The 24,058-nt window shown below is 68.0% G+C and carries 29 protein-coding genes; 17 read left to right on the forward strand and 12 right to left on the reverse strand.

Annotated features, from left to right (window positions below; genetic code table 11):
• Positions 1 to 79: 79 nt before the first annotated feature.
• On the reverse strand, positions 80 to 457 hold the full coding sequence (locus BM070_RS03840; RefSeq protein ID WP_092937763.1) for a PH domain-containing protein: 378 nt from the start codon (positions 455 to 457) through the stop codon (positions 80 to 82).
• Between the two features lie 334 nt (positions 458 to 791).
• On the opposite strand from BM070_RS03840, the gene BM070_RS03845 reads away from it, so the two are divergent.
• The 4 genes from BM070_RS03845 to BM070_RS03860 all read left to right on the forward strand — a co-directional run bounded on the left by BM070_RS03845 (position 792) and on the right by BM070_RS03860 (position 3,671).
• The gene (locus BM070_RS03845; protein ID WP_245785098.1) at positions 792 to 1,145 is read left to right on the forward strand and encodes a putative quinol monooxygenase; all 354 of its coding nucleotides are present in this window, start codon (positions 792 to 794) and stop codon (positions 1,143 to 1,145) included.
• Between the two features lie 45 nt (positions 1,146 to 1,190).
• Positions 1,191 to 2,948 (forward strand): LLM class flavin-dependent oxidoreductase, encoded by a 1,758-nt coding sequence (locus tag BM070_RS03850; RefSeq protein ID WP_092937765.1) that lies wholly within the window; start codon positions 1,191 to 1,193, stop codon positions 2,946 to 2,948.
• Between the two features lie 193 nt (positions 2,949 to 3,141).
• A complete protein-coding gene (locus BM070_RS03855) occupies positions 3,142 to 3,447 on the forward strand; it encodes a hypothetical protein (RefSeq protein WP_092937767.1) in 306 nt (101 codons plus the stop codon).
• A complete protein-coding gene (locus BM070_RS03860; protein WP_139222762.1) occupies positions 3,444 to 3,671 on the forward strand; it encodes a hypothetical protein in 228 nt (75 codons plus the stop codon). The genes BM070_RS03855 and BM070_RS03860 overlap by 4 nt, the downstream gene beginning before the upstream one ends.
• Positions 3,672 to 3,840: 169 nt before the next feature.
• Here BM070_RS03860 and BM070_RS03865 read toward each other — a convergent pair whose 3' ends face one another.
• The 5 genes from BM070_RS03865 to BM070_RS03880 form a co-directional block, all read right to left on the reverse strand.
• Positions 3,841 to 4,194 carry a 50S ribosome-binding protein YggL gene (locus BM070_RS03865; RefSeq protein WP_092937771.1) on the reverse strand — a complete coding sequence of 118 codons (354 nt, stop codon included), beginning with the start codon at positions 4,192 to 4,194 and terminating at the stop codon, positions 3,841 to 3,843.
• A gap of 184 nt (positions 4,195 to 4,378) precedes the next feature.
• Complete coding sequence (locus tag BM070_RS03870; protein ID WP_092937773.1) at positions 4,379 to 4,795, reverse strand: SgcJ/EcaC family oxidoreductase; 417 nt, start codon at positions 4,793 to 4,795, stop codon at positions 4,379 to 4,381.
• Positions 4,796 to 5,012: 217 nt separating this feature from the next.
• On the reverse strand, positions 5,013 to 5,234 hold the full coding sequence (locus tag BM070_RS24025) for a hypothetical protein (protein ID WP_139222763.1): 222 nt from the start codon (positions 5,232 to 5,234) through the stop codon (positions 5,013 to 5,015).
• A gap of 97 nt (positions 5,235 to 5,331) precedes the next feature.
• Entirely contained in the window at positions 5,332 to 5,574 is a 243-nt protein-coding gene (locus BM070_RS03875) for a phage tail protein (RefSeq protein ID WP_092937775.1), read from the reverse strand.
• Between the two features lie 109 nt (positions 5,575 to 5,683).
• A complete protein-coding gene (locus tag BM070_RS03880; protein ID WP_092937777.1) occupies positions 5,684 to 6,373 on the reverse strand; it encodes a VIT1/CCC1 transporter family protein in 690 nt (229 codons plus the stop codon).
• Between the two features lie 667 nt (positions 6,374 to 7,040).
• Here BM070_RS03880 and BM070_RS24740 point away from each other — a divergent pair.
• Positions 7,041 to 7,217 (forward strand): hypothetical protein, encoded by a 177-nt coding sequence (locus BM070_RS24740; RefSeq protein WP_175518410.1) that lies wholly within the window; start codon positions 7,041 to 7,043, stop codon positions 7,215 to 7,217.
• Between the two features lie 285 nt (positions 7,218 to 7,502).
• On the opposite strand, the gene BM070_RS03885 is transcribed toward BM070_RS24740, so the two are convergent.
• Both BM070_RS03885 and BM070_RS24030 read right to left on the reverse strand, forming a co-directional pair.
• The gene (locus BM070_RS03885) at positions 7,503 to 8,972 is read right to left on the reverse strand and encodes an ATP-dependent nuclease (RefSeq protein ID WP_092937779.1); all 1,470 of its coding nucleotides are present in this window, start codon (positions 8,970 to 8,972) and stop codon (positions 7,503 to 7,505) included.
• A gap of 196 nt (positions 8,973 to 9,168) precedes the next feature.
• Positions 9,169 to 9,519: a hypothetical protein gene (locus BM070_RS24030; RefSeq protein WP_139222764.1), complete on the reverse strand. Its 351-nt coding sequence runs from the start codon at positions 9,517 to 9,519 to the stop codon at positions 9,169 to 9,171.
• A gap of 193 nt (positions 9,520 to 9,712) precedes the next feature.
• Here BM070_RS24030 and BM070_RS25075 point away from each other — a divergent pair, with 193 nt between their 5' ends.
• Positions 9,713 to 10,030 (forward strand): phage integrase N-terminal SAM-like domain-containing protein, encoded by a 318-nt coding sequence (locus BM070_RS25075; RefSeq protein ID WP_245785099.1) that lies wholly within the window; start codon positions 9,713 to 9,715, stop codon positions 10,028 to 10,030.
• Positions 10,005 to 10,430 (forward strand): tyrosine-type recombinase/integrase, encoded by a 426-nt coding sequence (locus BM070_RS25080; protein ID WP_245785100.1) that lies wholly within the window; start codon positions 10,005 to 10,007, stop codon positions 10,428 to 10,430. Before BM070_RS25075 ends, BM070_RS25080 begins: the two co-directional genes overlap by 26 nt.
• Here the strand turns inward: BM070_RS25080 and BM070_RS03895 are convergent.
• Positions 10,372 to 11,796 carry an FAD-binding oxidoreductase gene (locus BM070_RS03895; RefSeq protein ID WP_092937781.1) on the reverse strand — a complete coding sequence of 475 codons (1,425 nt, stop codon included), beginning with the start codon at positions 11,794 to 11,796 and terminating at the stop codon, positions 10,372 to 10,374. The genes BM070_RS25080 and BM070_RS03895 overlap by 59 nt on opposite strands.
• A 156-nt stretch (positions 11,797 to 11,952) precedes the next feature.
• Here BM070_RS03895 and BM070_RS03900 point away from each other — a divergent pair, with 156 nt between their 5' ends.
• The 6 genes from BM070_RS03900 (at position 11,953) to BM070_RS03925 (ending at position 17,180) form a co-directional block, all read left to right on the forward strand.
• Positions 11,953 to 12,588 carry a TetR/AcrR family transcriptional regulator gene (locus tag BM070_RS03900; protein ID WP_092937783.1) on the forward strand — a complete coding sequence of 212 codons (636 nt, stop codon included), beginning with the start codon at positions 11,953 to 11,955 and terminating at the stop codon, positions 12,586 to 12,588.
• Positions 12,589 to 12,612: 24 nt separating this feature from the next.
• Complete coding sequence (locus BM070_RS03905) at positions 12,613 to 13,620, forward strand: Bug family tripartite tricarboxylate transporter substrate binding protein (RefSeq protein ID WP_092937785.1); 1,008 nt, start codon at positions 12,613 to 12,615, stop codon at positions 13,618 to 13,620.
• Positions 13,617 to 15,125, forward strand: coding sequence for a carboxylesterase/lipase family protein (locus tag BM070_RS03910; protein WP_092937787.1), 1,509 nt, complete (start codon positions 13,617 to 13,619; stop codon positions 15,123 to 15,125). The genes BM070_RS03905 and BM070_RS03910 overlap by 4 nt, the downstream gene beginning before the upstream one ends.
• Positions 15,126 to 15,793: 668 nt before the next feature.
• Complete coding sequence (locus tag BM070_RS03915) at positions 15,794 to 16,378, forward strand: cob(I)yrinic acid a,c-diamide adenosyltransferase (RefSeq protein ID WP_092937789.1); 585 nt, start codon at positions 15,794 to 15,796, stop codon at positions 16,376 to 16,378.
• A gap of 11 nt (positions 16,379 to 16,389) precedes the next feature.
• Complete coding sequence (locus tag BM070_RS03920) at positions 16,390 to 16,632, forward strand: glutaredoxin family protein (protein WP_092937791.1); 243 nt, start codon at positions 16,390 to 16,392, stop codon at positions 16,630 to 16,632.
• Between the two features lie 20 nt (positions 16,633 to 16,652).
• On the forward strand, positions 16,653 to 17,180 hold the full coding sequence (locus BM070_RS03925) for a nucleoside 2-deoxyribosyltransferase (RefSeq protein WP_092938140.1): 528 nt from the start codon (positions 16,653 to 16,655) through the stop codon (positions 17,178 to 17,180).
• A gap of 38 nt (positions 17,181 to 17,218) precedes the next feature.
• Here the strand turns inward: BM070_RS03925 and BM070_RS03930 are convergent, their stop codons facing one another.
• Positions 17,219 to 18,169 carry a YihY/virulence factor BrkB family protein gene (locus BM070_RS03930; RefSeq protein ID WP_092937793.1) on the reverse strand — a complete coding sequence of 317 codons (951 nt, stop codon included), beginning with the start codon at positions 18,167 to 18,169 and terminating at the stop codon, positions 17,219 to 17,221.
• A gap of 359 nt (positions 18,170 to 18,528) precedes the next feature.
• On the opposite strand from BM070_RS03930, the gene BM070_RS03935 reads away from it, so the two are divergent.
• Genes BM070_RS03935 through BM070_RS03950 form a run of 4 tightly spaced genes read left to right on the forward strand, consistent with a single transcriptional unit; the run spans position 18,529 to position 21,792 of the window.
• Positions 18,529 to 19,215, forward strand: a complete 687-nt coding sequence (locus BM070_RS03935) for a glycosyltransferase family 2 protein (RefSeq protein ID WP_092937795.1) — start codon at positions 18,529 to 18,531, stop codon at positions 19,213 to 19,215.
• Positions 19,212 to 20,327: an acyl-CoA dehydrogenase family protein gene (locus BM070_RS03940; RefSeq protein WP_245785101.1), complete on the forward strand. Its 1,116-nt coding sequence runs from the start codon at positions 19,212 to 19,214 to the stop codon at positions 20,325 to 20,327. Before BM070_RS03935 ends, BM070_RS03940 begins: the two co-directional genes overlap by 4 nt.
• The gene (locus BM070_RS03945; RefSeq protein WP_245785102.1) at positions 20,315 to 21,166 is read left to right on the forward strand and encodes a PIG-L deacetylase family protein; all 852 of its coding nucleotides are present in this window, start codon (positions 20,315 to 20,317) and stop codon (positions 21,164 to 21,166) included. Before BM070_RS03940 ends, BM070_RS03945 begins: the two co-directional genes overlap by 13 nt.
• Positions 21,163 to 21,792 carry an SAM-dependent methyltransferase gene (locus tag BM070_RS03950; protein WP_092937799.1) on the forward strand — a complete coding sequence of 210 codons (630 nt, stop codon included), beginning with the start codon at positions 21,163 to 21,165 and terminating at the stop codon, positions 21,790 to 21,792. The genes BM070_RS03945 and BM070_RS03950 overlap by 4 nt, the downstream gene beginning before the upstream one ends.
• Before the next feature lie 33 nt (positions 21,793 to 21,825).
• On the opposite strand, the gene BM070_RS03955 is transcribed toward BM070_RS03950, so the two are convergent.
• Together BM070_RS03955 and scpC are read right to left on the reverse strand one after the other, a co-directional pair.
• Positions 21,826 to 22,248 carry a hotdog fold thioesterase gene (locus BM070_RS03955; RefSeq protein ID WP_092937801.1) on the reverse strand — a complete coding sequence of 141 codons (423 nt, stop codon included), beginning with the start codon at positions 22,246 to 22,248 and terminating at the stop codon, positions 21,826 to 21,828.
• Positions 22,249 to 22,410: 162 nt separating this feature from the next.
• Positions 22,411 to 23,949, reverse strand: a complete 1,539-nt coding sequence (scpC, locus tag BM070_RS03960) for a succinyl-CoA:acetate CoA-transferase ScpC (RefSeq protein WP_092937803.1) — start codon at positions 23,947 to 23,949, stop codon at positions 22,411 to 22,413.
• Positions 23,950 to 24,058: the final 109 nt, after the last annotated feature.

Below are 24,058 nucleotides of genomic sequence, written 5' to 3' on the forward strand. Positions count from 1 at the left end.
CGACTTAGACCGGACTTAAAAGGAAGGCACAGCGCAGGTGCCCTCGCTCATCGCGTCGAACCGTCGGCGCGGCGGCGCATCACCGCAGCACGTAGCTGGCCAGCACCGCCTGCACTTCGTAGATGCTGAGCCGCTTGTTGAACTGCTTTTGCACGGGCACGGCGGTGCCCGAGATCCAGATCTTCAGCTCTGCATCCAGATCGAAGGTGCCGGCCGTCTCCACGCTGAAATGCGTGATGCTGCGGTAGGGGATGGAGTGGTAGGACACCTTGCTGCCCGTGAGCCCCTGCTTGTCCACGAGCACGAAGCGCTTGTCGGTGAAGACGAAGTAGTCGCGGATCAGCTGATAGGCGTGTTCCACCTTTTCGCCGGGCGCCAGGATCTGCGCGAACTCCTGCTGGATGGTCTGCGGATCGATCTTGGAAGCGTTGCCGAGCATGCCGTCGAGAAGGCCCATGGTGCGTTGTCCTTGGAGTGGGTTGGAAAGAAGGGCGCTGGCCCTGCGCCATCGGCGATAGCCGATCGCCGGTCGCTGGGCGGGCGCAGCCATTGTGCGGCCGCGGCACCCGGCCGCTCCCGGTCGTCTTCTTTCCCTGCCTCTCGCGCCGGCTCCGGCCATATGCAGAAAACGTGCTTGGGTGCGCCCAATCGTTCTAACCATGCCGCGCACGCCGCACTTACGCTCCGATCCATATGCATGAAGTCGCCAGGCCCCATGGCCGTACCGGCGCCGCCCTCGCGGCAGCCAGGGGCCGGCCGGAGTCCCATCGTTCGTAAAGGAAACCCCCGACATGTCCAGCTCTTCGCAATCGCTGACCGCCGCATCCGCCCAGGGCAAGAAGGCCCAGGCACTGAACCACGGCCTGCTCGTCACCCTCGACGCCAAGGCCGGCAAGCAGGACCAGGTCGCCACGCTGCTCAGCAATGCGCTGAATGCGGCGGCGCGCGAATCCGGCACCGTCACCTGGTACGCCTACCGCATCACCGACACGAAGTTCGGCATCTTCGACACCTTCGTCGATGAGCACTCGCGGCATGCCCACCTGCAGGGCGACATCGCCAGGGCGCTCGAACAGGTCGGTGCCGACGTGCTCGACGGCGCGCCGCAGATCCAGCCCATCTCCATCGTCGCCGCCAAGATCTGAGCGGCCTCTCCCTGAACCCCTTTGCGCCTCTCCCCGGAAAACACCATGTCCCAGAAGACAAGCCAACGCGACCCCATCCTGCTGAGTGCCTTCGACATGCACTGCGTCGTGCACCAAAACCCCGGCATGTGGCGTTACCCGGGTGACCAGACGCACAACTACAAGGACATCGAGTACTGGGTCGATATGGCCAAGGTGCTGGAGCAGGGCGGCTTCGACACCCTGTTCATCGCCGACGTGCTGGGCTTCTACGACGTCTATGGCGGCAACCGCGATGCGGCCCTGCGCACCGCCGCGCAGGCCCCGGTCGGCGATCCGCTGATGACCATCGCCGCCATGGCCGCCGCCACCAAGCGCCTGAGCTTCGGCGCCACCGTGTCGCTGACCTACGAGCTGCCCTACAAGTTCGCCAAGACCATGACCACGCTGGACCACCTCACCAAGGGCCGCGTGGCGTGGAACATCGTCACCTCCTACCAGCAGAGCGCCGCCGTCAACCTCGGGCTCGACCAGCAGATCGAGCATGACGAGCGCTACAACATCGCCGACGAATTCATGGAGGTCTGCTACAAGCTCTGGGAAGGCTCGTGGGAAGACGATGCCGTCGTGCGCGACGTGGAGCGCGGCGTCTATACCGAGCCGTCGAAAGTCCACGACATCCGCCACGAAGGCAAGTACTTCAAGGTGCCCGGCGCGCACCTGTGCGAGCCCTCGCCGCAGCGCACGCCCTTCCTCTTCCAGGCCGGCGCCTCCGCGCGGGGCCGCAACTTCGCCGCCACGCATGCCGAGGCCGTGTTCCTGATTGGCACCAACCCCAAGGACCTGCGCCCCATCGTGGACCAGTACCGCATGATGGCCGCGCAGCAGGGGCGCGATCCGCGCAGCCTGAAGATCATCATCATGCTCACGCCCATCGTGGCGGAGACCGACGAGCTCGCGCAGCAGAAGCTCGCCACCATCAAGCAAAGCGCCCAGGTGGATGCGGCCCTGGCGCTCTGGGGCGGCTGGACGGGCATCGACCTCTCCGGCGCCGACCCCGACAAGCCGCTGGACCAGTTCCGCGGCGACGGCATCCGCGCCTTCAGCGACATGCTCACCCGCGTGGACAGCGAACTCGTCTGGACGCCGCGCCGCCTGGCCGAATGGCTCTGCGTAGGCGGCATGAGCGCCAGTTGCGTCGGCTCGCCCCAGACCATCGTCGATCACATGGAGGAATGGCTCGAAGTGGCCGACGTGGACGGCTTCAACATCGCCCGCGTCACCAACTTCGGCACCTTCGAAGACTTCCGCGACCTGATCACGCCCGAACTGCGCAAGCGCGGCCTGATCCCGCAGGAATCGGATCTGCGCAACCAGACCCTGCGCGAGCGCATCTATGGCCAGCCGCGCCTGCGCGACGACCACCCCGGCTCGCTCTTCAAGCACGGCCCGGCGCGCCCCGCCGCGCGGCGCGCCAACGCCCCCGTCACCCTGCGCACCTCGCCGCGCAACGTCGGCCTCTTGGTCACCCTCAAGGCCAAGCCCGACACCGTGCAGCAGCTCGAAGGCTGGCTCAAGGACATGCAGGGCCACGCGCTGGACGAGCAGGGCACCACCTCGTGGTACGCCTTCAAGATCGACGAGCACACCTACGGCATCTACGACACCTTCCTCTCCGAAGAAGGGCGCGAGCAGCACGTCCACGGGCAGATCGTGAAGTCGCTGCGCAAGGAGCAGCACGACATGCTGGCCGTGCCGCCCGAGATCCGGCAGGTGGACCTGCTGGCGGTGAAGAGCGCGCCGGCCTGGGGCCTGGGCGTTTGAGGCCGTTGCTCCATCCGCCCACCACGCCCGCGCGTGGGCGGCGGATGCCGATCGGCGTGTGAGGCTGCGAGCCCCCGCAAGAGGGGCATGCGGGTTTGTCCTGAATCGCTTTTTGCGTTGCCGCAAACGCGGCGCAGGCACGCGGGCTTACCCTCCGGGAGCGCCCATGCAGGCGCTATGGAGGACTCCCCACATGAAGAAAAAGTTGATCCTGATCGCCGCCATGTCGCTGTGCGCGATCGCTTCGGCCAAGGGCCACGGCGGTGGCGGCAGCCACTACGGCAGCCATGGCAGCAGCAGCCACGGCGGCAGCCATTCCAGCCATGCCGGCACATCGTCGATCGGCAGCAGCCATTCGGTCAGCGGCTACACCCGCAAGGACGGCACCTATGTGGCACCCAGCCATGCCACGAACCCGAACCAGACGGCGCACGACAACTGGACCACGAAGGGCAACACAAACCCCTACACCGGCAAAGACGGGACGAGGGAGCCATGAAGCGCCGCTTCCTCGGTGTGGCGCTGATCGCGGGGCTGCTGGGCGCCGTGGCGGGTGAGGCCCAGGCCCGCGGCGGCCGGCGCGGCGGCTCGTCTTCCCACCGTGGCCGGGCCTCGTTCGCGGGCGGCGGGGGTGGCGGCGGTGGCAGCGGCGGGGGCTGCGGCTCGCGTGGCGGCCCGGGCTACCGCAAGGCCAACGGCAAGTGCGCCAGCCATCGCGATTGATCCCCATGATTCGTTCCTGAGCATCTGCCTGGCGGCAGCGTGGCGTGTGTGCGCTCCGCCAGGTTCACAGGGGCACCGCGGAAATATGCATCACGCGGCATCCCGGCGGCGCCTTGCCGCTTTGCCACACCGCCACGGCCGCGCAGTGCCTCAGAGCATCACCGCATCGCTACGCATAGTGCGGGCCGTCGTGCCACGCGTCCCGCAGCGGGCCGGCCGTGACGGCCTTGACCTCTTCCCGGGCCGACAGCCAGGCCGACACGGCTTCGCGGTCGTCCTCGGTGGCGGAGCCGCGTCCCCAGCGCGAGACGAAGCCCCCGCCCACGCTGCCGCCATAGGCCAGGCCGCGCGCCTCGATCGACTCATCCAGCAGCGCCGACAGCAAGGCGTTCTGCTCCTCGAAGGCCAGCGGGCGGTGCAGTTCCACGTCCACCCGAAAGCCCCATTCACGAAACTCGCCGATGCGCAGCTTCTTCCTCAGGCGCCGGCTGCGGTGGCGGGACGGGGGCGGGTTCCATTTCATGGCGTTGCTCCTGGGCTGGGTGCCTTCTTGCGATGGCGGAACGGGTGAACGCCTGCAGGATGCGAGGTGAGCATGACGTTTTGAAGACGTCGGGCTGGCCCCTGGCGGCAAGATATGAAGAGCGTCAACGCCGCGTGGCGTTTGCCTCGTGCTCTCCCTTGCCGCCGCATCCGCGGGGCGCGCCTTATTTTTCCGGCATGGCCGAGGAGTGGTGGCTCGTGATGAGCCATTGGCCGTCGATGTAATCGTAGGTATAGCTGTAGCGGGCCTTCACCACGGCCCCGGTCTTGGCGAAGGTGAAGGTATAGAGGCCTGCATCCACCGCGGTGTTGCAACCCGTCTTGATGAAGCGCTGGTTGATCTTGCCGCTCGGCTTGTCGTGCAGGAAGTGCTCGAAGTAGTCTTCCTCTTCCGCCGCCGTCATCCGCGGCTTGTTGGACACCGTCGGCAGCAGGATGGAGTTCGGCGCGTAGTTCTCCACCACCTTGTGGGCATCGCCGGTGGCCAGCGACGCATTCCAGCGGTCGAAGAGGGCGGCCACCTGTTCGGGGGTGATGTGCTCGCAGGTCTCGGTGGTCGTGCTCGCTGCAGCGGTCTTCATGGCTGCAGGGGCTGCCGATCCGGAACTGCTCGACCCCGGCGCTGACGCGCAGGCCACCAGGGACGCGGTGCAGATCAGCGGGATGATCCGAAGGAGTGGGTGATGCATGGGATACCTCTCAACAAAGGCTGTTGTTGTTGCCGACGCGGAAATGCACGGCTTTTCTTGCCACCCCATGCCCCAACTCGCAGGCTCTGCAGTGCGATGGGCCTTGTCACTACATCCAGGAAGAAGCCCATGGCAAAGCCATGCGCACTTCTATGGAGAAGAAGAAAGGCGCATCGACGCTGAACGGAGCAGCCAGCCAGCAAGGCTGGTGCATCAGGGGCGGCACGCCATTGAATGATTCGGCAGCAGGGCCGTCAAGGGCCTGCGGAAATGACAATCGACACAGCGCAAGGCAGGTGCCGAATCTGGGCAGGTCGTCAACGGGCTGCATGGCCGGGCGAGCGTCATGGGCCCCGGCTCGCTTGCCGAATCGAAAGCAGCCCTGGCGCGGGGATGACGGCCTTCGGGCCCCACGCCATCCCCGCCAACTATTGCCTGCTCGGGAAGATGCCTTCCATGCAGATGCAATACACGGAGCCGGCGACCGGTTCCTTGCCCTTCAGGTTGGGCAGCGCGAAATGGGTTTTTCCGTCACCCCCGTAGGTCGTCCCCAGCAGGGAAAAGACCGCCATGTATTGGTTGATCGGAAGGCTTCTTCCGTCGCAGATCATCCAGCCGCTGGGTTCGAAGCCGAAGGCGAAGAGCTGGATTTGTCCAAGAATCGGGTCCATGGGGTTTCCTTTGTGTCGTCATGCACGGATGCAAATGCCGCCGAGCGCCCCTTGTGCGGGGTGCCTGGGTTGTACGGTCAGCGGCCCGCCGCCGCAAGCTCGGTAACCTTCAGGCGGCCACCCCGAACAGGGCGCCCACTCCAGCGGTCAGCCCCATGGCCAAGGCGCCCCAGAAGCTCACGCGCAGGGCCGATGCGAGCAAAGGCGCACCTCCGGCGCGCGCCGCAATCACCCCGAGGAACGCGAGGAAGAAGAGCGAGCTCGCCGCAAGCCCCCACATGAGCGCGGCAGCGGGCAGCAGCAGAACCATCAGCAGGGGCAGCAAGGCGCCCGCAGCAAAGGTACTGGCCGAGGCGAGCGCCGCCTGCACGGGTTTGGCGGACAAGGTGTCCGAGATGCCGAGCTCGTCCCGCGCATGCGCGGCCAGCGCGTCATGCGCCATCAGCTGCGTCGCAACGCGCGACGCCAGCGCCTCATCGAGCCCGCGCTTGATGTAGATCGCGACCAGCTCCGCATGCTCCTGAGCGGGGTTGTCCGCCAGTTCCGCCTGCTCGCGGATCAGATCGGCGCTCTCGGTATCGGCCTGGGAACTGACGGACACATACTCGCCCGCCGCCATCGACATGGCCCCCGCCACGAGGCTGGCAACGCCTGTCATGAGAATCGTCCGGGTGCCGGCCCCCGTCGCCGCGACGCCCAGGACCAGGCTGGCCGTGGAGACGATTCCGTCATTGGCACCGAGAACGGCAGCGCGCAGCCAGCCGGTTCGGTGCGTTCTGTGCCGTTCGCTGTGCCTCATGGGAGCCCCTGGTTGGTTGGGTGAATGGCTCACGAAACGCTTCTGGCGTCGTCGCCGCATCTTGCCGTACTGCACTTGCCGCCGTACGAGCTAGCAGCCCTCAGCGAAGTTCGGAGTATGGGCTTGATCTGCGCCAGTCAGCGCTGGCGGCAAATGTTCCGGTGATGTCGTTTATCTCTGTCTTTGGCTTTTGGCTGGAAATTCCGGTCAGATTTTGGTCGAGGCATTTCGAATGTACCGAACGGAGAACCAGAGCATTGGAAGTGCTGCGGCGGAGAACAATGCAATGGGCCGAAGATATGCTGTGACCAGGGGCAATAGGCTTTCGCCTCCGGTTCTGAAATGTCCATCGGTGGACGTTGAGTTGCCTGGAGAGACTATTAAATCCATGCTGACGACGGTGGGTGCGGCTAGGTAGAAGACTGCACCGTACAGCACGTAAAGCGCGATAGTGCTAGATATAAAGAATAATCGTGCTTTTGATGTTTGCTGCCTCACAATCCTTGAAGCAGCTAGCGCAAATATGGCCGGTAAACCTATGAGTATTAAGGTGTCAAGTAGTTCGAAAATCATTGTTGTGCGAGCGGATGATTTTGTCTTGGTTTTGATGCTCAGATGTGTCTAGTAAGCTCGGGGCGATTCAGGTGCGGGCAAAGAGATACAGGGGGTGCGCCAATGGGCGCTGGAGGGGCAGGGGCGAAACAACCACAACGAGGCTATCTGCGCGCTGGCCAATAAGCTCGCGCGCATCTGCTATACGACGCTGCGCGATCACAAGCCGTTTGATGAGGCAGCCAGGTTGATCCGGAAAGAAAGCCGCCAAAGCTTTGCGATGCCAAACTGATAAAATGTACTCCACGCCAAAGCCAGAATTGATTCACCACTTGCGATGGGTTTGATCGGCCATCATGGCCAACCGGGTTACTCCCACACCGCACTACGCCGATAAATATTCCGGCAGCTTGCCTGCCGCTTGTATCGTGTGGCGACGCGATGACGCAGATTCTATGTCGGCACGGACCACCGCAGAGTCCACTACAGATGGCGGATATACGACTGCAGCTGCTCTACCCTCTGATCCCCAATCGGTCAGGCTCTTTCTGTTGTAGGGGAGTCTATATACGAGGGGTTAGGCTTCAATGAGCGCTCGTGCTCGGTTGGAAAGCTCGTCGCAGAAGGATCCGTTCGCTCTGACCCAGAGCGCCAGAAACGCACCTCGAACAATCGATTCAGGAACAAAGCCGATCTTCATCCCCAGTTGGTTGAATAGGAGATGTGGGTCGCGATTGGTTCTGGAGACTTCTTCGATGGCTCTGCCCACTTGGTCCTGGGCTTCGGGTGCACGTTGGCATGACACAGTCAGTATTGCTATGTCATGAGTCAGTCGGGCCTGAATTGCTTCATAGACGGATAGCTCCGGCATCGCGCCAGGAAGTCGGATGATTCCCTGCGCAGGATCTTCTCGCTGCTGCGAATCGCCATCGATTACACACAGCGACTTGAAGGTGACTGCGGGGTTTGCCATGTGGCCACGATGCGTGGCGACCGCGTTGCCGTCTCCGTGCACCGCGTGGACTTCGACTTGATCGTAGTCCGCGCCAAGCTTCTCTCTGAGAATGGTATCCACCCAGGTCTTGGCAAATTCGTCTTCTACGAATACGGCAAGTCTCTTGTCGACGCGGCCGGCTACTGCGCGCAGAGCTTCAACTGACAGTTTCCCTTGGCGTAGGCGACCTGCGATGCTTGCCCAGATCGCTTCGTTCGGGAGTGGCGAGAGAGCGTAGTCGCTATGTGTGGTGAATACGGTTTGAATTGACTTTCGAGCAGCAACGTCAATCAAGTACTCGACCATTCGCTTTGCTGCCACTGGGTGCAACCCATTCTCAATTTCCTCGATGAGAAGGAGACTGTTCTCAGGGGCGCGCTCGATTTCCGTGATCATCCGGATGATTGAAGATTCGCCAGCGCCGAAGTGAAACTCGGAGAACTGGTTTGGGCCTGTTCGTCCGACCAAAAAGGTGTCATCAACGCCATAGCGGGTGACTCGATAGTCGGCGACGGACTTGCCAAGAATGTGCTCGACCTGACGCGCGACTTCTGCGCCAAGTGGCTCAAGCGCTGCTCGATGGACATAGGTCGAGCGCATCAGTAGCTTGTATCGTGTCTTCTCGCCCGCAGGTACGGTTCGATCAATTCCAAAGAACACAACCGTTCGATCGGCTACTTCGGCCCGGACCCATTTTGCCTGTCGGAAACTGGAGCTGCGCTTGACGACCTGTCGAGGATTCAGGTCCTTGTCGATGAGGTCGTATTCGACACGCCAACCGGACATTGACTCGTCACCGACAGTGCTCTTCGGAAAAAACATGCCAGGCTTGATTGGCTTGTAGGCGCAGCCTGCGACCCCTAGTACAGATGACTTGCCACTGCCGTTGGGGCCGATCAGAGCGGTTACAGGGAAGTCAAAGGTTATGTCTTCGCCTTCGAATCCTCGAATCTTGGCGATGCTCGCCTTCAGTAGGTATTTCCCATAGTCATGTCTTCGCACCTTTTCGAGGAGCGCAGTCTTCGTAGAATCGCGGATCTCACTTGTTGCCATCGAGAAGGGCTTTCTGATTCGAGGAGTGCATTGGGGCGTGGGCTTTGAAGCCTAACGCTAAAGGTAAGCGGCGCCGGAAGGAGCGCAGCGAGTGCAGGGCACCAACAAGGCCCATGAAAATGGCGAAGCCATGGGCCTTCTTGGCGTTCGCTTGACCGACCTGTTAGGCCACATTTTGGTTTGCCCGCGCATTTGCCTAGCCTAGCCATTCAGCGAGTGCATCGCTGCTTGAAAAGCCGAGGATGGACATATTTTCTGGACTGTCGCCATGCGCTAGTGAGAACACCTCAGTTGTTGGCGCATACAGCAGCCAAGTACTTGCCCTTCGTGCGATGGCGAAGTCTGGTGTAGACGCAAGTTCTTGCTTGACGCCATAGCGATATGTTTCGTCTGTGATTTTGGCAGTAATAGGTTCGATGACCAGTTCGAGTAACTCACTCTGCTTCTGAGTGATGTACGTGGCAGGATCTGTTGCCCATGAGCAAGGCGTGTTTGAGCCTCTCTTAAAAGAGGCTTGAATTGCGGCAAGTGCTTCAGCCTTGTTCATGTGGCCTAACTAGATTTAGACGACAGTCATCCTACCGGCCGCAGTCTGCCAACACAACACCGTTCGTCCCATCCCCAGGAAGACCCCAGCATCACGCCGGTTAGGCAAACCTAAAATTTGGCGGATGAGCCCTGGTCCAGCTCCGACTTCTGAATCGCTTGCTGAAGCGCGTCAGCCCAAGTTGCTGGAGCGCATGCGCTCCCACCTTCGCACGCGGCATTACAGCCTGCGCACGGAGCAAGCCTATATTGACTGGGTGCGCCGCTTCATCCTGTTTCACGGCAAGCGCCACCCGCAGGATATGTGTGCAGCCGAGGTCGAAGCATTCCTGAGCCATTGGGCTGTGGAAAGGCAGGTTTCCGCATCCACGCAGAACCAGGCCAAGGCGTCGATTCTGTATTTATTCATACAAGCAGGTTTTAGGGATAGAACTGGCGTGGCTGGACGAGGTGGTGCAGGCCAGGCGGCCGCAGCGTTTGCCGGTGGTGCTCACGCCGACCGAGGTCCGTGAGCTGCTTTTGCATGTGGATGGAACGCCGGGGCTCGTTGCGCAATGGCTCTATGGCACGGGCATGCGTCTGCTGGAGGCGCTGCGGCTGCGGGTGAAGGATGTGGAGTTCGCGCGGCGCGAGGTGGTCGTGAGGGAGGGCCAGGGCGGCAAGGACCGGGTTACGGTGCTGCCTGAAAATTTGATCGCAACCCTGCAGGCGCAGCTCCACAAGGCGCGAGCCCTGCACGACAAGGATGCGGCGGCAGGGCGGGGCCGGGTGTATTTGCCGCATGCGCTGGCGGTGAAGTACCCGGGCGCCGACCGGCCTGGTTCGCTATCTCACCGACAGCGGTCAGCGCCCATCAAAGCGCAAAGATCTTCCCCGGATTCAATATGTTCTGCGGGTCCAGCGCCTGCTTGATCGCGCGCATCATGGCCACGGCGCCGGGGCCGGTTTCGTCGAGCAGGAAGCCCATCTTGTGGATGCCCACGCCGTGTTCGCCGGTGCAGGTGCCGCCCAGGGACAGGGCGCGTGCGACCAGCTGGTGGTTCAGGGCTTCGGCGGTCTGGCGTTCGGCGGGGCTGTCCGGGTCGATCAGGTAGCCGAAGTGGAAGTTGCCGTCGCCCACGTGGCCGACGAGGAAGTAGGGGATGCCGCTGGCGTCGGCTTCGGCCACGGAATCGAGCAGGCAGTCGGCCAGGCGGCTGATGGGCACGCAGGTGTCGGTGCTGATGGCGCGGCAGCCGGAGCGGCTCTGCACGGCGGCGAAGTAGGCGTTGTGCCGCGCGGTCCAGAGGCGGGTGCGCTCTTCGGGCGTGGTGGCCCATTCGAAGGCGTTGCCGTTCCACTCCTGCGCGAGGGACTGCACGGTCTCGGCCTGTTCCTGCACGCCGGCGGGGGAGCCGTGGAATTCCATCAGCAGCATGGGTTCTTCGCGCAGGCCCAGCTTGCTGTGGGCGTTGACCATGCGCACGGTGTTGGCGTCGATCAGTTCCACGCGGGCGATGGGCACACCCAGCTGGATGGTCTGGATGACGGTGCGCACGGCGGCCTCGATGCTCGGGAAGGAGCAGATGGCGGCGCTCACGGCTTCGGGCAGGGGGTAGAGGCGCAGCGTGACTTCGGTGATGACGCCCAGCGTGCCTTCGCTGCCCACCAGCAGGCGGGTCAGGTCGTAGCCGGCGGCGCTCTTCTTGGCGCGGGTGCCGGTGCGGATGGCCTCGCCCGCGGCCGTGACGACTTCCAGCGCCAGCACGTTCTCGCGCATGGTGCCGTAGCGCACGGCGTTGGTGCCGCTGGCGCGCGTGGCGGCCATGCCGCCGATGCTGGCGTCCGCGCCGGGGTCAATGGGGAAGAACAGGCCCGTGTCCTTGATGGCTTCGTTCAGCTGCTTGCGGGTGATGCCGGGCTGCACGGTGACGGTGAGGTCGTCGGCATCCACGCGCAGCAGGCGGTTCATGCGCGAGACGTCGATGCTGATGCCGCCCTGGATGGCGAGCAGGTGGCCTTCGAGCGAGGAGCCCGCGCCGTAGGGGATGACCGGCACGCCGTGCTGCGCGGCCAGGCGCACGGCGTCAGCCACGTCCTGCGTGCTTTCGGCGAACACCACGGCCGAGGGCGGCGGCGCCTGGATCGAGCCTTCGTCGCGGCCGTGCTGCTCGCGCACGGCTTGTGCCGTCGAGCACTGCGCGCCGAAGCGGGCGCGCAGCGCGTCCAGGAACGCTTCGGGCACGGGGCGCAGCGGCGCGCCGGGCTGCAGGTGGGCGTGGGTGGCGGGGGCGTTCATGGAGTCTCCTTCGGTCGGCGTGGGCAAGGCATTCCGGGTGGCCGGGCTGGTTGCAGGCCGCAGTCTAAGGTGGGCGGGGCGGCCGCGGGTATCTCCGTATGGGGCGCCGGGATGCCGTAATTACATTACGTTCGAAATGTATATTTTCCCCGCTGCATGAACACCCGGAACATCCCTGAGCGCCGTAGCCATGCAGAACGCAGCGCGGCCACGCGCCGGCACCTGATCGCCACCGCCATCGACGTGATCCAGCGCCGCAGCCTGGAAGAGATGTCCATCCACGAACTGGCGCGCTCCGCGGGCATGACGTCCGGCGCGGTGCAGCACCATTTCGAATCCAAGGCGGTGCTCATGATGCAGGTGCTCAGCGAGCTGGTCGCGCAGCGCATCGATGCCGGGCAGCTGTGGCCGCCGCACACGCTGGCGCCGGCGCAACGCGCCGAGCGTTTCGTGCAGACCGCCTGGGAGCTGATCTACGCCCAGCCCCGGTTCGTCGTGGCCTGGAACATCTACCTGGGCTGCCGCCAGCAGCCGGAGGTGCTGGGCCACATCGCGCAGCTGCGCCAGCAGATCAACGCGCAGATGCGCGCAGGCTTCTTCGACGCGTTCCCCGAGCTGGCCGCGGCACCCGACCGCGAGGCCTTCCTGGGGCTGGTGTTTTCCACGCTGCGCGGCATGGGGTTTCTGCAGCTGTTCCCCGACGTGTCGGCCGCCGGGCCGCAGGCGCAGCTGCCGTGCCTGGCCGGCCTGATCGCCAGCCGCTGCGAGGCCGCGGCGCAGCCCGGCACATAGCAAACAAGTACCAGGAGACATCCCATGAAGCCGTTCCATGCTTTCCGCACCCATGGCCGGGTGCCGGCCGCAGCGCTGCTGGCCTGCGCCGCCCTGCTGCCTGCAGTCCACGCCCAGCCGCCGGCCGCGTACCCGGCCAAGCTCCTCCAGATCGTCGCGCAGCAGCCGCCGGGCAGCGGCTCGGACGCCATGACCCGCATCTGGGCCGACTGCGCGGCGCGCGAGCTGGGCCAGCCCGTGGTGGTGCAGAACAAGCCCGGGGCCAACGGCATCCTGGCGGTGAATTTCCTCAAGGGCCAGCCGGCCGATGGCTACACGCTCATGAGCATCGGCATGTCGCAGATGAGCATCACGCCGTACGTGTACCGCCAGCGCCCCTACGACCCGCTGGCGGACTTCGACGGCGTGGCGGTGCTCGGCACCTCGCCGCTGGTGCTGGCCGTGCCCGCGGGCAGCGGCATCGCGCGGCTGCAGGACCTGGACAAGCTCGCGCACGCCACGCCCGGCGGCGTCAACTTCGGCTCGCCCGGCAAGGGCAGCCCGGCGCACCTGCTGACCTCGGCGCTGCTGGACAAGATGGGCGCGCCCGGCACGCACGTCCCGTTCGTGGGCGAGGGCGCGGGGCTCACGGCCCTCATGGGCCAGCAGATCCAGGCGATGACCCTGGTGATGGGCACGGCCGCCGCGCAGGTCAAGGCCGGCAAGCTGACCGCGCTGGCCGTGTTCGGCGCGCAGCGCTCGCCGCTGCTGCCTGGCGTGCCCACCATCGCCGAGGCGCTGCCGGCCGCAGCCGACCTGGCACGCCCGTCGTGGATCGCCGTGGTAGCCCGCGCCGGAACGCCGCCCGACGTGATCAACCGCCTGAACGCGGCCACGGAAAAGTGCCGCGCTGACGCGCATTACCAGGCGCGCTTCGAGGCCATGAACGTGAGCCTCACCGCCTCCACGCCGCGCGACGTGCGTGCCTGGGCCGAGCGCGATGCCGCCGTGTGGCGCCCGCTGATCGACAAGCTGGGCCTGGCCACCGAATGACGCAGGCCGCTCCCGCCGCGTACTGCGAAGCCGTGCTGGACCACGGCGGGCGCCTGCGCGGCCGCGTGGAGGCCGGCCTGCGGGTCTTCCGGGGCATTCCCTATGCCCAGGCGCCGTTCGGTGCGCTGCGCTTTCAGCCGCCCGCGCCGCAGCCGGCGTGGCAGGGCGTACGCGATGCGCTGGCGTTCGCGCCCGCCGCACCTCAGCTGCCGCGTGTGGCGCACGCGCACACGCCCGTGGTGGGCGGACCGGACTGCCTGGCGCTCAACATCTGGGCGCCGACGGATGCCGGGCGCCCGCTGCCCGTGATGGTGTGGGTCCACGGCGGCGGCTTCTTCCGGGGCGCCGCCAGCGACCCGCTCTACGACGGCGCCGCGTGGGCCCGCAGCGGCGTGGTGTTCGTGTCGGTGCAGTACCGCCTGGGCATCGACGGCTTTCTGCAGATCCCCGGCACACCGGACAACCGGGGCCTGCTCGACATCGTCGCAGCCCTGCAATGGGTGCGCCGGCACATCGGTGCCTGGAACGGCGATGCGGAACGCGTCACGGTGTTCGGCCAGTCCGCAGGCGCGGGCGCGCTGGCCTGCCTGCTGGGCATGCCGCAGGCACAGGGCCTGTTCCAGCGGGCCATCCTGCAAAGCCCGAGCGTGGCCTGCCAGACGCCGGTAGAAGCGGCCGCAGCGCGGGAAGCCGTCGCCGCGCTGGCTGGCGTGGCGCCCGAGCGTGAGGCCCTGGCCCAGGCCCCGCTGCCCGCAGTGCTGCACGCCGTGCACCGCCTGGCCGTGGACCCGGCGCTGCGCCGGCGCATGGGCCTGGGCGGGCGGCAGTTCTTTCCGCTGCGGCCCGTGGTGGACGGGCAGGTGCTGCCGGCTTCGCCGCTCGTGGCCATGCAGCAGCTCTGGGCCGCACAGCCCGCGCAGGCGCGCGCGCTGCAGATCCTGGTGGGCAGCAATGCCGACGAGATGCGCCTCTACCACCTGCCCACGGGCCTGTGGGACCAGGCCACGGACGCGCATGTCGATGCCTTCGCCGAGGATGCCGAGCTGCCTACCGCGCTCGTCGCCACCTACCGCGCGCGGGTGGATGGCGGCCGTGCCACGCCGGGCGCATTGCTGGCGGCCCTGCAGGCCGACTACTACTACCGCGCGCCGGCGCTCGGCATCGCCCTGCTCGCGTCGCGCTGCACGGGGGGCGCTCACCGCTACAGCTTCGAGTGGCCCTCGCTCCAGGCCGGCGGCCGCCTGGGGGCCGCGCATGCGGTGGAGCTGCCTTTCGTCTTCGCCAACCTGCGCACGCCCCAGGGCCTGGAATTCACCGGCCCGTCGCCACCGCCGGCGCTGTCGCAGGCCATGCATCGGTGCTGGGCCCGATTTGCCGAATCGGGTGATCCGGGCTGGCCCGCGTTCACGGAGCGCGAGGCCTGGACGATGCGGTTCGGTACGGATCAGGCCTGCACCGGCCAGCCGGACGATGCGCTGCTGCAGCTCTGGGATGCGCCCACCTGACAGGGCCCGCTCCCTGTGGGGGTGAGCGGGCCGTGCGCCGCTCGGATACCCGGTGGCGCGGAGCCGGCACTGCCGATCCGTGGGCCGCAGGCGCTATCTGCCAGCGTTCAAGCGCGAGGCCGCCAGGCCCGAGGCCGACCGTGCCCGCTCATGCCAGGAAAAAGGCCCGCCGCCCCTGGTGGAGGACGGCGGGCCGCAGGCCATGAAATATCAATCAATCAGTGAGGAATGAATGAGTGAGTGAAAAGAGGGGTTGTGCGATCTTCAGCGTTGGCGTCCTCCTGTTCTGGCGGAGCGATCCGCCCGGGTGGTTTCGGCAAGGGTTGCGCCGCCCAATGCGGCGCGGGGCGCAGAGCTGCTGGAGGTCGATGACGACGTCGCCAGCCTGGCTGAACTGGTGGGCGTGGGGCTTTGCGCCTGCGCTGTCACGCCGCCTACCGCGATGGCTGCGAACAGCATCACGCTGCGGGCATCGAACGGAAAAGACCTTCCTGACGGGGATCGGGGCATGGGGTCTGGCTCCTCGAAATGCGTTGAACAGGCCCCTATTGCAGCGTGCCGGAGCGCTGCCGGCCAGCACTTTTGCCGGCCGTTGCCCGGTCACACAATCGGTTGGCCCGTGTAACGCAAAATCGCCGTGACAACGCCAATCCAGGAGAAAACACGCCATGGGAAACCGCCTGACACAAATCGCCACGCGCACCGGAGACGACGGCACCACGGGGCTGGGGGACAACACCCGCGTCTCCAAGAACAGCCCGCGCCCGCACGCCATGGGCGATGTGGACGAGCTCAATTCGCACATCGGCCTGCTGCTGTGCGAGCCGCTGCCCGATGCGGTGCGCGAGCTGCTGGTGAGCGTGCAGCACGAACTCTTCAACCTGGGCGGCGAGCTGTCGATCCCGGGCTTCGAGCTGCTCAAGGACGAGGCGCTGGCCCAGCTGGACGAGGCCCTCGCGCTGCACAACGCCACGCTGCCCCGGCTGCAGGAATTCATCCTGCCGGCCGGCACCCGCGCCGCTGCGCAGGCGCACGTCTGCCGCACGGTGGCGCGGCGTGCCGAGCGCGCGGTGGTGGCGCTGGGCGCCGAAGAGCCGCTGCGCGATGCGCCGCGCCGCTACCTGAACCGCCTGTCGGACCTGATGTTCGTGCTGGCCCGCGTGCTCAACCGCATGGACGGCGGCGACGACGTGTACTGGAGGAGCCAGCGCATGGCAGCGCAGCAGCCGCAGCAGGCATCGGACGGCGCATAGACTACGTGCCCATGGAACTGAAGATCGTCATTTACTCGAAGTCCGCCTGCCCGCAGTGCGATTCCGCCAAGATGCTGCTGAAGGCGCGCTCCATGCCCTTCGAAGAAATCAAGATCGACGACGAGGCCGAGCGCCTGGCCTTCTTCCAGAAGTGCGGCCCGTCCGTGCGCCAGATGCCCCAGGTCTTCATCAACGACCAGCGCGTGGGCGGCCTGGCCGGCCTGCAGGCCGCCCTGGCCCAGCTGGGCCTGTGACGCTGCGCAGCGCAGCCGCCATGCGCCCACGCATCTATCTGGCGGGCCCCGACGTCTTCCACCCCGACGCGCCCGCGCTGTTCGCGCGCCTGAAGGCGCAGTGCGCCGCCCTGGGCCTGGAAGGCATGGCCCCCACCGACACGCAGGTGGACACCCATGCGGAGCGCGGCTCGGACGATGCCCTGGCCCAGGGCATCTACGACGGCAACATCGCGCTGCTGCGCCAGGCCGACGGCGTGGCCGCCAACCTGCAGGCCTTCCGCGGACTGGAGCCCGATTCGGGCACGGTGTTCGAGGTCGGCTACGCCATCGCCCTCGGCAAGCCGGTGGTGGCCTACCACGTGCCTGCGGACAGCTACGAAGCGCGCGTGAGCGCCGCCATCCCCTGCGTGCGGGGCGCCGATGGCATGGTGCGCGAGCGGGACGGCGGCATGATGGTCGAGGGGCTGGGCCAGCGGCTCAATCTCATGATCACGCGCTCCTGCGGGCTGGAAGCCTCGGCCGAAGAAGCGCTCCGGCGTCTGGCCGATTTGCTCCTGAAAAAATAGCTGCAGACGCAGGTGGCGCCTGCGCTTGCGGCGGTTTTCTATCCTGGCTGATCGGCGGAGGCCCGTGGTTGCGCGGGTGCGCCTTGCGGCGCGGCATCGTCCGCTTCGGCCTGCGGCTTGCGCGCCCGCTCGCGCAGCACGCCGTTCACCTCGGCGCCGAAGATCAGCGTGGTCGCGCTCGCGTAGAGGAACACCAGGGTCGCCACCACGCCCGCGAAGCTGCCGTAGATCAGCGCCAGCTTGCCCGCGCTGCGCAGCGTGTACGACAGCGTGGCGGCGGCCCCCACCCACAGCGCCGCGCCCACGATGGCGCCGGGCACCACGGTGCGCAGCCGCTGGCGCAGGTCGGGCAGGCCGCCGTAGAGCAGCGCATAGAGCACCGCCACCACGAGGAAGGCCGTGCCGTAGCGCACGCTGTTGCGCAGCCAGGGCGCGTCGGGATCGGCGCCCATCTGCTGCTCCAGCAGCTGCCAGACGTAGGGCATGACGATGACCGAGCTGAAGGCCAGCAGCACTCCGCCGCCCACCACCACGGTGAAGAGCGTGACCTTGATGCGCGCCTTCCAGAACGGCATGCCGCGCTGGATGCCGTAGGAGCGGTTGAGCGCCGTGCGCACGGCCTGCATGCCCGACGAGGCCGTCCACAGCGTGACCAGAACGCCGATGGTCAGCAGCGCCTGGTTGCGCTGCGCCAGCACCTCCTGCACCACGGGCTGCAGCGCCTCGCGCACCACGCCGGGCGCGTAGTCCAGCACGCGCTGCACCAGCGCCGCCGCATCGCCGGGCTGGCCGATGTAGCCGGCGCTGGCCGACAGCAGGATGAGCAGCGGGAACATCGCCAGCACGGTGGAGAACGCCATGCTGCCGGCCTGGTTGGCGCTCTGGTGCATGACGTAGTTGCGCACCGCAAGCGCGATCACCGGCAGGCCCGGCACGGCCCATGCGGCGCTGCGCACGCGCTTGGCGAGACGGTCGGCCCAGTGGTTCATGGGCAAGGGGCTCCGCAGGCGGTCATGGGGGGCTTTCCGGTTCGGTGAGTTGTGTGGTGGCGTGCGGGCGGATCAGCGGATCAGCGGATCAGCGGATCAGGGGGCGTGCGGACCCATGCCGGCGACTGTGCCCCAGGCCCGTGCGGCGGCCTGTAGGACGCTGCGGGAAAAGCCGTGCTCGCCCCCCGTGCGGCGCCGCATGGCCGTGCCGTGGCGGCCAGGCTTCTACGGCAGGGCGCGCTGTCTTCCTACGATCCGGTGCGCCCTCGCCGCTTAGCTTGGCAAGCCATACCAGAGAGGAACTCCATGGCGCATCACGACGATGACTCCCAGGCTGCGGCGGTGTCCGGAGGGCGGCCATGATCGGCGTCGTCGTGCCAGCGCACGATGAAGAGGGCTGCCTCGCCGACTGCCTGCAGTCGCTGCAGGCCGCGGCCCGCCATGCGACGCTGGCGGGCGAGGGCGTGCGCATCGTCGTCGCGCTCGATGCCTGCTCCGATGCGTCGGAGTCGATCGCGCAGGGCCTGGGCGTGCAGACCGTGCGGCTGGAGGCGCGCAACGTGGGCTCCGCGCGGGCCGCTGGCGCACGCCAGGCGCTGCAGGCCGGTGCGCGCTGGCTGAGCTTCACCGATGCCGATTCCACCGTGGCGCCCGACTGGCTCGTGCAGCACCTCTGGCTCGCCAGCGATGCGGTCTGCGGCACGGTCGAGGTACGCGACTGGTGCGGCTACGGCAGCGATGTGCAAGGCCTCTACCACGCAGGCTATTCCGACCGGCCGGGGCACCGCCACATCCACGGCGCCAACCTGGGCGTGAGCGCTGCGGCCTATGAGCGGGCCGGCGGCTTCGCCGCGCTGCGCACGGGCGAGGACGTGGCCCTGGTGCGCGCGCTCGAAGCCTCGGGCGCCCGCATCGCCTGGACCAACCTGCCCCGCGTCGCCACCAGCGCGCGCAGCCGCTTCCGCGCGCCGGCCGGCTTCGGCGCGCACCTCGTGGGCCTGCGGGCGGCGACGGCGGCCCGCGCGGCGGCGGGAGCGCTCGCATGAGCGCGCTCATGGAAGACACCGGCGCCCGGCGCGCGGCGGCCGAACCGCCCCCCGTGCCGACCACGCTGCCGGCCCTCAAGCTCGCGCTGGCCGATGGCCGCCGCCTCAGCCCCGGCGTGCGCATGCAGCAGCTCGTGGCCGCCGGCCATGCCCAGCTGCCGCTGCCCGCGCAGGGCCGCACGCTGGAGCGCTGGCAGGCCCTGGCCGAGGTGGCGCACCACGATCTCTCGCTCGCCAAGCTCTACGAAGGGCATGCCGATGCGCTCGCCATCCTGAGCGAGCTGCGGGCGCCGCAGGACATCGTCGGCAGCCACGCGCAGTCGATGTGGTGCACCTGGGCGGCCGAGCCGCCGGGCGAGCGCGTGACGCTGCAGGCCGATGCGGATGGCGGCGCAGGCACCGTGCGGCTGACCGGCACCAAGCCCTGGTGCTCGGGCGCCGAGCACGCCACGCACGCGCTGCTCACCGCTTGGTGGCCCGACGGGCGCGGGCCGCAGCTGGTGGCGGTCGATCTGCTGCAGACCGGCATCAGCGTCTCCACCCAGCGCTGGCGCGCCATCGGCATGGCCGACAGCTCCAGCGGCGACGTTTCCTTCCACCAGGCCCGCGGCGTGCTCGTGGGCGGCGTGGGCGATTACCTCTCGCGGCCCGGCTTCTGGCAGGGCGGCGCCGGCATCGCGGCCTGCTGGTGGGGCGGCGCGCGGGCGCTGGGCGGTGCCCTGCATGCTGCCGTGGCCCAGTCGCCCGCCGCGCTGCGCACACCCTTTCGCCTGGCGGCGCTGGGCCGGGTGGACGTGGCGCTGGGCGCCACCGCCGCGCTGCTGCAGCAGGCCGCCGCGTGGATCGATGCGCACCCGAAAGACGACGCCCTGCGCGCCGCGCTGCGTGCCCGTCAGGCGGCCGAAGCCTGTGCCCGCCGCGTGCTCGACGACGTCGGCCGCGCGCTGGGCGCCACGCCGTTCTGCCGCGATGCCGACTTCGCCCGCCGGGCGGCCGACCTGCCCGTCTTCATCCGGCAAAGCCATGCCGAGCGTGACGACGCCACCCTGGGCGAGCGCGTGGCCGCCCTGCCCCTGAACCACGACGAGGAGACCCTGCCATGGTCGCTGTGATGGAAGACCTCCGAAGCCTGCCGGCCGCCGCGCCTGCAGCGCCTCTCGCTGCCGCTGCCCGCCACATCGGCCCGCAGCCGCTGCATGCGCCCGCCGCCTGGCAGGAATGGATCACCGCCCGCCCGGTGGCGCGCCTGGGCGTGGCGGACATCGTCCCGGCCCGGCAACGCCTGGTGGTGGTGGCGCCGCACCCCGACGACGAGCTGCTGGCCTGCGGCCTCCTGATGCAGGCCCACGCCCAGCAAGGCGGGCGCAGCCTCATCATCGGCGTGACCGACGGCGAGGCCAGCCATGCGGGCGACCCTGCCTGGGCCGCGCCCGCGCTGGCCGCCGCCCGGCGCGAGGAGCGCTTGGCCGGCCTGCGCGCCCTGGGCCTGCAGGGTACGCCGCTGCGGCTGCTGGGCCTGCCCGATGGCGGCGTGGCGCAGCAGCGGCCCGCGCTGGCGCGTGCGCTGCACGAGGCGCTGGCGCCGGGCGATGTGGTCGTCAGCACCTGGCGGCTGGACGGCCACCCGGACCACGAAGCCTGCGGCGCCGCCGCTGCCGAAGCCGCACGCGCCGCCGGCGCCACGCTCTGGGAGGCACCGGTCTGGATGTGGCACTGGGCCGAGCCCGCCCATGCGCAGATTCCGTGGCAGCGGCTGCGCGCCCTGCGCCTGGGCGGCTCCGAAGCCGCCTGCGCGGTGGCCCGCAAGCAGATGGCGCTGGCACATCACCGCTCGCAGCTCGCCCCGCGTGCCGGCGGCGTCGCGGGAGTGGATGGCGCAGGCCCGGTGCTGGATGCGGCCATCGTGCAGCGCGCCGCCTGGCCGTTCGAAACCTTCTTCGCGCCTGCATGACGGCCTCGCCGCCGCGCCATGCGGCCCAGGACTTCGATGCGCTCTATGCCGCGAGCGGCGACCCCTGGCGCTTCGAGGGCAGCTGGTACGAGGCGCGCAAGCGCCGCCTGCTGCTGGCCAGCCTGCCGCATGCGCGCTACGCCAGCGCCTTCGAGCCCGGCTGCGCCACCGGCCTGCTCACCGAGGAACTTGCGCCGCGCTGCGGCCAATTGCTGGCCAGCGACGGCGCCGAGCGCGCCGTGGCCGCCACGGCGGCCCGGCTGGCGGGCCAGGCCCATGTCGCCTGCGCGCGCCTCTGGCTGCCGGACGACTGGCCGCCCGGCCGCTTCGACCTGATCGTGCTGAGCGAATTCGTCTATTACCTGGCGCCCGCCGACATCGACCGGCTGGCGGCCTGCGCGCGCGCGGCCCTCGCGCCCGGCGGCGTGGTGGCCGCCTGCCACTGGCGCCACCCCATCGCAGGCTGCGCGCTGGCGGGCGATGCCGTCCACAGCCGCCTGCACGCGCGTCTGGCCCTGGGGCATGCCGTGGCGCTGCAGGAGGCGGATTTCCGGCTCGACGTGTGGGCCGAAGGCGGCGCGGCCTCGGTGGCCGCCCGCGAGCGGCGGGGTGAGGTTGCTATCTAATCGATAGCTGAAAGCGCTTGATGTGTGGGCGCTTCAGCGCGGTGCGAGCATGGCCATGGTCAGGCGCGAGACGCAGGTCAGCTCGCCCTCGTCGTTGACCATGTCGATCTGCCAGACCTGCGTGGTGCGGCCGATGTGCACCGGCCGGGCCGTGCCCGTCACCCAGCCGCTGGTGGCCGAGCGCAGGTGGTTGGCGTTGATGTCCAGGCCCACGGCGCGCCAGCCTTCGGGCGCAGCGAAGGTCGCGCCGATGGAGCCCAGCGTCTCGGCCAGCACCACGCTGACGCCGCCGTGCAGCAGGCCGAAGGGCTGCTTGGTGCGGTCATCGACCGGCACGCGGCCGCGCACGAAGTCTTCGCCGATCTCGGTGAACTCGATGCCCAGGTGGGTGAGGGCGGTGGGTGCGCCGGTGTTGAGCATCGAGAGTTCGATGGGGCGTTTCCAGATGGACGGCATGGCGGTGAGATCTCCTGTTGTCGTGTGTCTTGTCGGGCCGCACGCGGCCCCGGCCCGCAGGGGGCGGGGTGGTCGGCAGGAAATTATGGTGCGCTGCGCCAGAACGTGCAGGCGCGGGGGCGACGCGGGCGGGCCGGGCCCCCGCCTGCAGGCTGGGCCCCGTCAGGGCTGCTTGCGCATGCTGCCCGTTTCCAGGCAGCGCTGGTGCCAGCTCAGGGCCTCGCCCAGCAGGTGCGGCGTGTGCTGCGCGGCGCCGGCGCGGGCGCGGTCGAAGTAGTCCTGCAGCATGGGGCGGTAGTCGGGGTGGGCGCAGCGGTCGATGATGACCTGCGCGCGCTGGCGCGGCGAGAGGCCGCGCAGGTCGGCCAGGCCCTGTTCGGTGACGATGATCTGCGTGTCGTGCTCGGTGTGGTCCACGTGCGAGACCATGGGCACGATGCAGCTGATGGCCCCGCCCTTGGCCACCGAGGGCGTGACGAAGAACGACAGGTAGCCGTTGCGGGCGAAGTCGCCCGAGCCGCCGATGCCGTTCATCATGGCCGAGCCCATGATGTGGGTGGAGTTGATGTTGCCGTAGATGTCGGCCTCGATCATCGAGTTCATGGCGATCACGCCCAGCCGGCGCACCAGCTCGGGGTGGTTCGAGATCTCCTGCGGCCGCAGGATGATGCGGTCGCGGTAGAAGCCGATGTTGCGCTCGAAGTCTTCATACGCCGTGCGGCTGAGCGAGATGGCGGTGGCCGATGCGCGGCTCATCTTGCCGGCGCGCAGCAGGTCCAGCATGCCGTCCTGCAGCACTTCGGTGAAGCCCAGCAGGTTCTCGAACGGGCCGGTGAGCAGGCCCGCCAGCACCGCGTTGGCGACGTTGCCCACGCCGGACTGGATGGGCAGCATCTCCTGCGGCAGGCGGCCGGCCTTCATCTCGTGCGCGAGGAAGTCGATGATGGCTGCGGCGATGAGGTTGGAGTTCTCGTCGGGCTGCGCGAAGGTGTTGTCGCGGTCGCCCTGGTGGGTGGGCACCACGGCGATCACCTTGGCCGGGTCCACCTTCAGGTAGGGCTGGCCGATGCGGTCGTCCGCATGCGTGAGCGCGATGGGCACGCGGCGCGGCGGAATGGCCGTGCCGTAGTAGATGTCGTGCATGCCGGCCATCTCGGCGGGCGGGCGGGTGTTGACCTCCAGGATCACGCGGTCGGCGATCTCCAGCCAGGTCTTGTTGTTGCCCACGGCGGTGGAGGGGATCAGGTGGCCGTCCTCGGTCACGCCCAGCACCTCGATCACCGCCACCTGCATGGGGCCCAGGAAGCCGAACCAGGCCTGCTGCGCGACGTGCGAGAGGTGCATGTCGATGAAGTCGATGCTGCCGGCGTTGATCTTCTGGCGGCAGCGCGGGTCGGTGTTGAAGGGCAGGCGCAGGCCGATGGCGTCGGCCTCGGCCAGGGCCCCGTCCAGCTCGGGCGCGGTGGAGGCGCCCGTCCATACGTTGATCCTGTAGGGCCGGCCGGCCGCGTGCTCGGCGGTGGCGCGCGCCGCGATCGCCTGGGGCAGCGCCTTGGGGTAGCCGGCGCCGGTGAAGCCGCTCATGCCCACGTTGGCCCCGTGGGGCACCAGGGCGGCCGCCTGTTCGGCGGTCATGATGCGGGAATGGAAATCCGCGTAGCGCACGCGGTCGGACAGGGTGTCGGGGGCCTGTGCAGGCATGGGTCTTGATCTTCCGCAAGGCGGCGGGTCGCCGGAGCGCAAGATGGTAGCAGCCGGGTTTTGCACCCGGCTTGGCCCCCATGCCGCAAAGTGATCGCCGCCGCAGCGG

Source organism: Paracidovorax wautersii (assembly GCF_900113035.1).
GTDB lineage: Bacteria > Pseudomonadota > Gammaproteobacteria > Burkholderiales > Burkholderiaceae_C > Paracidovorax > Paracidovorax wautersii.

Excerpts from the sequence above, each read along its gene's own strand:
- BM070_RS03840 (WP_092937763.1), bottom strand. The coding sequence starts at position 457 with ATGGGCCTTCTCGACGGCATGCTCGGCAACGCTTCCAAGATCGATCCG.
- BM070_RS03895 (WP_092937781.1), bottom strand. The coding sequence starts at position 11,796 with ATGAACGCCCCCGCCACCCACGCCCACCTGCAGCCCGGCGCGCCGCTG.
- BM070_RS03955 (WP_092937801.1), bottom strand. The coding sequence starts at position 22,248 with ATGCCGTCCATCTGGAAACGCCCCATCGAACTCTCGATGCTCAACACC.
- BM070_RS03925 (WP_092938140.1), top strand. The coding sequence starts at position 16,653 with ATGCGCCCACGCATCTATCTGGCGGGCCCCGACGTCTTCCACCCCGAC.
- BM070_RS03920 (WP_092937791.1), top strand. The coding sequence starts at position 16,390 with ATGGAACTGAAGATCGTCATTTACTCGAAGTCCGCCTGCCCGCAGTGC.
- BM070_RS03885 (WP_092937779.1), bottom strand. The coding sequence starts at position 8,972 with ATGGCAACAAGTGAGATCCGCGATTCTACGAAGACTGCGCTCCTCGAA.
- BM070_RS03905 (WP_092937785.1), top strand. The coding sequence starts at position 12,613 with ATGAAGCCGTTCCATGCTTTCCGCACCCATGGCCGGGTGCCGGCCGCA.
- BM070_RS24025 (WP_139222763.1), bottom strand. The coding sequence starts at position 5,234 with ATGCAGCCCGTTGACGACCTGCCCAGATTCGGCACCTGCCTTGCGCTG.
- BM070_RS03870 (WP_092937773.1), bottom strand. The coding sequence starts at position 4,795 with ATGAAGACCGCTGCAGCGAGCACGACCACCGAGACCTGCGAGCACATC.
- scpC (WP_092937803.1), bottom strand. The coding sequence starts at position 23,949 with ATGCCTGCACAGGCCCCCGACACCCTGTCCGACCGCGTGCGCTACGCG.
- BM070_RS03860 (WP_139222762.1), top strand. The coding sequence starts at position 3,444 with ATGAAGCGCCGCTTCCTCGGTGTGGCGCTGATCGCGGGGCTGCTGGGC.
- BM070_RS03865 (WP_092937771.1), bottom strand. The coding sequence starts at position 4,194 with ATGAAATGGAACCCGCCCCCGTCCCGCCACCGCAGCCGGCGCCTGAGG.
- BM070_RS03850 (WP_092937765.1), top strand. The coding sequence starts at position 1,191 with ATGTCCCAGAAGACAAGCCAACGCGACCCCATCCTGCTGAGTGCCTTC.
- BM070_RS03940 (WP_245785101.1), top strand. The coding sequence starts at position 19,212 with ATGAGCGCGCTCATGGAAGACACCGGCGCCCGGCGCGCGGCGGCCGAA.
- BM070_RS03900 (WP_092937783.1), top strand. The coding sequence starts at position 11,953 with ATGAACACCCGGAACATCCCTGAGCGCCGTAGCCATGCAGAACGCAGC.
- BM070_RS03910 (WP_092937787.1), top strand. The coding sequence starts at position 13,617 with ATGACGCAGGCCGCTCCCGCCGCGTACTGCGAAGCCGTGCTGGACCAC.
- BM070_RS03855 (WP_092937767.1), top strand. The coding sequence starts at position 3,142 with ATGAAGAAAAAGTTGATCCTGATCGCCGCCATGTCGCTGTGCGCGATC.
- BM070_RS03930 (WP_092937793.1), bottom strand. The coding sequence starts at position 18,169 with ATGAACCACTGGGCCGACCGTCTCGCCAAGCGCGTGCGCAGCGCCGCA.
- BM070_RS03875 (WP_092937775.1), bottom strand. The coding sequence starts at position 5,574 with ATGGACCCGATTCTTGGACAAATCCAGCTCTTCGCCTTCGGCTTCGAA.
- BM070_RS03945 (WP_245785102.1), top strand. The coding sequence starts at position 20,315 with ATGGTCGCTGTGATGGAAGACCTCCGAAGCCTGCCGGCCGCCGCGCCT.
- BM070_RS03845 (WP_245785098.1), top strand. The coding sequence starts at position 792 with ATGTCCAGCTCTTCGCAATCGCTGACCGCCGCATCCGCCCAGGGCAAG.
- BM070_RS24030 (WP_139222764.1), bottom strand. The coding sequence starts at position 9,519 with ATGAACAAGGCTGAAGCACTTGCCGCAATTCAAGCCTCTTTTAAGAGA.
- BM070_RS03880 (WP_092937777.1), bottom strand. The coding sequence starts at position 6,373 with ATGAGGCACAGCGAACGGCACAGAACGCACCGAACCGGCTGGCTGCGC.
- BM070_RS03935 (WP_092937795.1), top strand. The coding sequence starts at position 18,529 with ATGATCGGCGTCGTCGTGCCAGCGCACGATGAAGAGGGCTGCCTCGCC.
- BM070_RS03915 (WP_092937789.1), top strand. The coding sequence starts at position 15,794 with ATGGGAAACCGCCTGACACAAATCGCCACGCGCACCGGAGACGACGGC.
- BM070_RS25075 (WP_245785099.1), top strand. The coding sequence starts at position 9,713 with ATGCGCTCCCACCTTCGCACGCGGCATTACAGCCTGCGCACGGAGCAA.
- BM070_RS03950 (WP_092937799.1), top strand. The coding sequence starts at position 21,163 with ATGACGGCCTCGCCGCCGCGCCATGCGGCCCAGGACTTCGATGCGCTC.